Source organism: Paenibacillus lutrae (assembly GCF_009757775.1).
In the GTDB taxonomy this organism is placed as follows: Bacteria; Bacillota; Bacilli; order Paenibacillales; family NBRC-103111; genus Paenibacillus_F; species Paenibacillus_F lutrae.
Window position 1 is genome coordinate 1 of the sequence record NZ_RHLK01000033.1, and the last position, 4525, is coordinate 4525.

General features: G+C 47.3%; 5 protein-coding genes and 1 riboswitch. Of the genes, 1 reads left to right on the forward strand and 4 read right to left on the reverse strand.

From position 1 onward, the window contains the following. Positions 1–180: 180 nt before the first annotated feature. The gene (locus EDM21_RS24345) at positions 181–918 is read right to left on the reverse strand and encodes a helix-turn-helix domain-containing protein (protein ID WP_235918353.1); all 738 of its coding nucleotides are present in this window, start codon (positions 916–918) and stop codon (positions 181–183) included. Positions 919–1138: 220 nt separating this feature from the next. Between EDM21_RS24345 and EDM21_RS24350 the strand changes: the two genes are divergently transcribed. Beyond that, a complete protein-coding gene (locus EDM21_RS24350; RefSeq protein WP_157338947.1) occupies positions 1139–1588 on the forward strand; it encodes an SRPBCC domain-containing protein in 450 nt (149 codons plus the stop codon). Positions 1589–1681: 93 nt separating this feature from the next. Here EDM21_RS24350 and EDM21_RS24355 read toward each other — a convergent pair whose 3' ends face one another. The 3 genes from EDM21_RS24355 to EDM21_RS24365 form a co-directional block, all read right to left on the reverse strand. After that, positions 1682–1900 (reverse strand): DUF1540 domain-containing protein, encoded by a 219-nt coding sequence (locus tag EDM21_RS24355; RefSeq protein WP_157338948.1) that lies wholly within the window; start codon positions 1898–1900, stop codon positions 1682–1684. A 116-nt stretch (positions 1901–2016) separates the two neighbouring features. Then, entirely contained in the window at positions 2017–3381 is a 1365-nt protein-coding gene (locus tag EDM21_RS24360; RefSeq protein WP_157338949.1) for a cryptochrome/photolyase family protein, read from the reverse strand. Positions 3382–3517: 136 nt separating this feature from the next. After that, the gene (locus tag EDM21_RS24365) at positions 3518–3985 is read right to left on the reverse strand and encodes a C40 family peptidase (protein WP_157338950.1); all 468 of its coding nucleotides are present in this window, start codon (positions 3983–3985) and stop codon (positions 3518–3520) included. Between the two features lie 3 nt (positions 3986–3988). Further along, positions 3989–4135, reverse strand: a riboswitch (cyclic di-AMP (ydaO/yuaA leader). Between the last annotated feature and the right edge of the window lie 390 nt (positions 4136–4525).

Below are 4525 nucleotides of genomic sequence, written 5' to 3' on the forward strand. Positions count from 1 at the left end.
TGAAAGCGACCTTCGTTATTGCTCTTACTCAGCATTTTTTACACCTCGGCTCACCGTTTTACTTACTAATTCGATAAAAAAGCCTGTAGACCCTGCTCCTTGCGGAACTTTGTCTACAGGCTGAAAGGATGCACATTTGTGCATCCTTTTTCCGTTGCATGACCCGATCTATCATGGTGGTTAGTTTAAACCATTGGTTGCGTATTCATGTGGAGAGCTGCCTACGATGGTCTTGAAATCTTTAATGAAGTGGGCTTGGTCATAGTAGCCTAAATCAAGGGCAAGCTTGGACCATTCCGGTGTTACGCCCCCGTCGGCTAGTTCTACTGCGTCCTGAATGCGGGAGCGTTGAATGACCCATTTGGGGCTTACTCCAACATAGAGGCTAAATATACGCTGCAGCGTTCTTGGAGAAAGACCGAAATGAACGGCGATCTCCTCAACTCGGTTAATTTCACGGTGCTCTATTATATAATGAACAATCTCGTTAATGGTTTCGATCTGAGGGTCTCTTTTAGGATGCTGATTTCTTAGAAATTGTTCAACCACATGGATACGATCTGATCCTGTTTCCATGGAAAACAAGGTGTCTTCCAGTGCATTCCTATCTACATCAAATAGGCTATCTAGAGGAACAGATTGATCTGTCAGACTGGATACGGGTTCTTGCAGGAAAGGATAGAAGCCTCCCGGCCTAAATAAGATGCCGAAGACTTCCCCCTGCTCCTGAAGAAGATAAGAGGATCTTCCTTTTCTGACGCCGTGAACACAGGTTTTTCCCCGCTCGAACACCAAGTTGACTCCGGGATGCTGCAGGACTTCCTGCCGGTAAGAATTCTGTCCTCTCAAATCCCAGGCTATTAACCAGTAATGAGTAATGAATGATCTTAAATCGGGGGAGGGAATTAGTCGGTTCATTGAAAATTTCTCTCGGCCTTGAGAGTATCTTAAGATACCTCTATTGGAAGTAGTGGGAGCGGGCTGCATGAACGAAACCTCCAAGATAATTTTAGAAAAGATGAAGTTTGACGTCTTTTTACAATCCTAACCGTTAGATTCTATGTAGACTTAATGTAGCAAATGAAGGTGGTTTACTCAATACCGCTTTCCGTTTGAATCTATTTCAGGAGGGATTGTAATGGAACTTAAGTATCAGTTCTATATAGAAGGAGCACCCGAAAAGGTATGGGAGATATTTATGTCTCCTGAGCAAAGCAAAAAGATTTTTTACGGATGCTATATTCGCTCGACTTTCGAGACCGGAGCTTCCTTGGAATATGTGGGACCGGGTAATGATGGGGAAGATACCGTCCATATTTATGGGGAAGTACTGGCCTTTGCACCCAACCACTTATTCAGTTATACGGAGCATCCGGGGCCGTCTTATTATTCCAATCATGAAGAACTGCACGCAAGGGTGACGATCACACTGGAACGGGTAGGAAACTGCACACAATTGACTCTGGTAAACGATCAGTGGAGCGAGAACCATCCCTCCCGGCACAAAGCGGATACGGCCTGGTGGATGCTGCTGAGCAATATAAAGACTCTTGTGGAGACGGGGCGAACCCTAGATCTAGGCTGGTAAAAGGACGCTGAAATCACAAAGAAGAGGAGCCTGGGGCTCCTCTTCTTTGTCTCCTTGCATAGTAGGACTCGTAATATGAGTGTTTGAATAGTATCAATGAGTTCTTTCTTCAAAAGTCTGACAACATGTGTCGGTGATGCCACCGGCTGAATCCTGATGTTCGGAATCGTATGGCAGTCCGTCTAATTTCTCGGGTTGGGGCTTGTTAGAGTGAGCATTGACTTCGATCATAATGACTTCCGCGTTGCAGTTATTGCCCTGCTCCCAATATTCGCAGTTAGCAATGCTGCATTTCACCATTGGATTTTCCATGTTTATCACCTCGTATTTCTAATTACCCGGATGATAGAGCTTTAAACACTTGAAGGTTAAAAGTCATAATGAAGTAAGGATGAAAATCAGGCTTGTTCATAGAACCGGTTTCTGACTTATATCTGACTTATAGAGGAAGAGTTATTTTTGGTTTCAGCCAGTATGCGCTTGTATACGTCGATGGCTTGAGCCCTGGAGCTCCGTAAATCGACGATGGCACCGGGCTGCGGCAGATGGATCTCTTTGTCCGTTAAGCCGGCGAGATCCGGGAGCCAGCGCCTGATGTACATACCGGCCGGATCGTGTGTCACGGATTGCGTAACGGGGTTCATCACACGGAAATACGGTGAAGCGTCAAAACCAAGCGAAGAACTCCACAGCCATCCTCCCCGGTTGATGACATTATCGTAGTCGGTTAGCTTGCGACGGAAATATTTCTCCCCAAGAGTGAAGCTGCAGCGCAGATTCTTGGTCAGGAACATGGCCGTCACCATCCGCAGCCGGTTAGGCATCTGCCCTGTGGTGTTCAGCTCGGTCATCGCTGCATCGATGACCGGAATGCCGGTTTCACCCCGGCACCACCGCTCGAAGAGCGTGTCCTCCAGGCCGGAGAGATCGAATTTCTTCTCGTAGAAGAAGAAATCCGGATTATAGACGGCCTGGTACAGGTAGAAGTCGCGCCACGCGAGCTGGCGCGTCCAGGCTTCATGCCGCTCGAACGTGAGAGCGGCTTCGTAGACACGGCGCACAGACAGTGCGCCGGTGTTTAGGTGCCGGCTGATCCCGCTGGTTGTCTCGAGGGCATAGCGGTCTCTCTGCGCCGCATAGGCGCCGAGGCTTTCCTCGAGGAAGGTGCTGAGTGCCTCAGCGGGATCAGGGGGCTCTCCGTACGCTTCCAGCCCGAATGGAAGCGGGAAACGGCCGGACCAGGCTGCCTGGTCCGGGAGCGCCGTCGTCTGAAGATCGTGCAGAGTACGATCGGACGACGGCCGGTGAAAATGTTGTAAAAAACTGTTCCATTTTTTATAAAATGGGGTAAATACCTGGTAAGGCTCTTTACGTCCGGCATACCGCTGGAGTTCGGTGAAGTCAGCAAGGGTATGGTCGATGAAGGTAGTCACCGGAACTCCATGGGCCGAGGCTGAAACTTTAATTTTACGGTCACGTACTACCGCATAAGGCGTTACATCTCCGTGGAGAACGATTTCCTCGATAGGGAGTTCGCCCAGAAGCTGATCTATAAGGACAGCAGGATCGCCATACAGCACGGTCAGATAAGCGCCGGCTTCGTGATATAGACGCATAAGTCTGCTTGCATGCTGGAGGAAATTGATTCCGCTATGTTCGCGCTCTCTTCCGTCTCGAAGCAGAAAAGGATCGAGAATGAGGATATGAAGACTTGGGCGATTCTTGCTGTGAATGTAATCAAATGCGGTCAAATCGTCTATGCGCAAATCTTTTCGGTGAATAAATAGGATCATAGGAAGGGTTGCTCCTTCGGATTTCGTCTTATCCTATTGTAGCTCAATGAAAAGAAGCCCGGCAAACTAGGCGGCCACCTGGTCTGCAGAGCTCCCCTTCGGGTATGTGCTTGTTTCTTTGTACAAGTGTACTTACTTAATCTACAGCAACCTTGTTGAACGTATTTTCCCCAAGGACGCGTCGTGCCGAAACGTAACGTTTGGCATAGTAAGATTCGCTCAAATCGCTCTTGATAACACCTTTGTTAGAAGCGGAATGAGCAAATTTGTTGTTCCCAATGTAGATGCCTACATGTGAAATGCCCTTTCCGTCGGTGTTGAAGAACACAAGGTCTCCGGCTCTCAGATCGCTTTTGGAAACCGCGGATCCTTGCCCATTCTGAGCTTTTGAAGTGCGGGCCAGGTCTACTCCGAACTTATCGAATACATAGGATGTGAAACCCGAGCAATCAAAACCGCTGGTCGATGTACCCGCCCATTTGTAAGGGGTTCCAACTAATCCGTCGATAGTGGAGTCTAGTGTCGACTTGGCGAAAGCACTCCCACCTGCCACACCTAAAAACAAGGTAAAACCTAATGCAAAAGCTAAAACAGTCTTCTTCAAATTTACTGCTCCTTCCGGTGCCTACGAGGTTAGCTGGAGGGTTCGGTAGAAGGTATCCCCTATGATCCCTGTGTTGCAAGATCAATTCACCCAGAATGGTTCCCCCGTTCTCTTCCTTTTGTTTGAGAAGAAATTCGGCAATCTTTTCTGTTCCGATACTAAATATTCGCCATAGGACCAGAAAATCCTTCCAAAAATCTAAAAAAGGTTACAAAAAAGTTTCAAAAGCAGTTATTTAGTCGTATCTCCGTGGGGACAAAGATATAAAAATAACAATGATTGTAAAAAAATGAATCGTATACGACTGTGTCTTTGGAACCGCTGTCATAGGTCTTTCAGATCTCTCGCTCTGCTTTTGTACATGACATGAAAAGGATGCGGTGAACGGAATAAAAAGCCTTGGTCCGAATGATTGAAGTGCACCCCTTAGAATAGACATTGGAAAAACCCTTGGTTATTCCGATGAATTCTAAGGGGTGCATTTTTTCATGGCGCATAAGGGACAAACCTTTAAACACTATCCAGAATCATTGAAGGTAG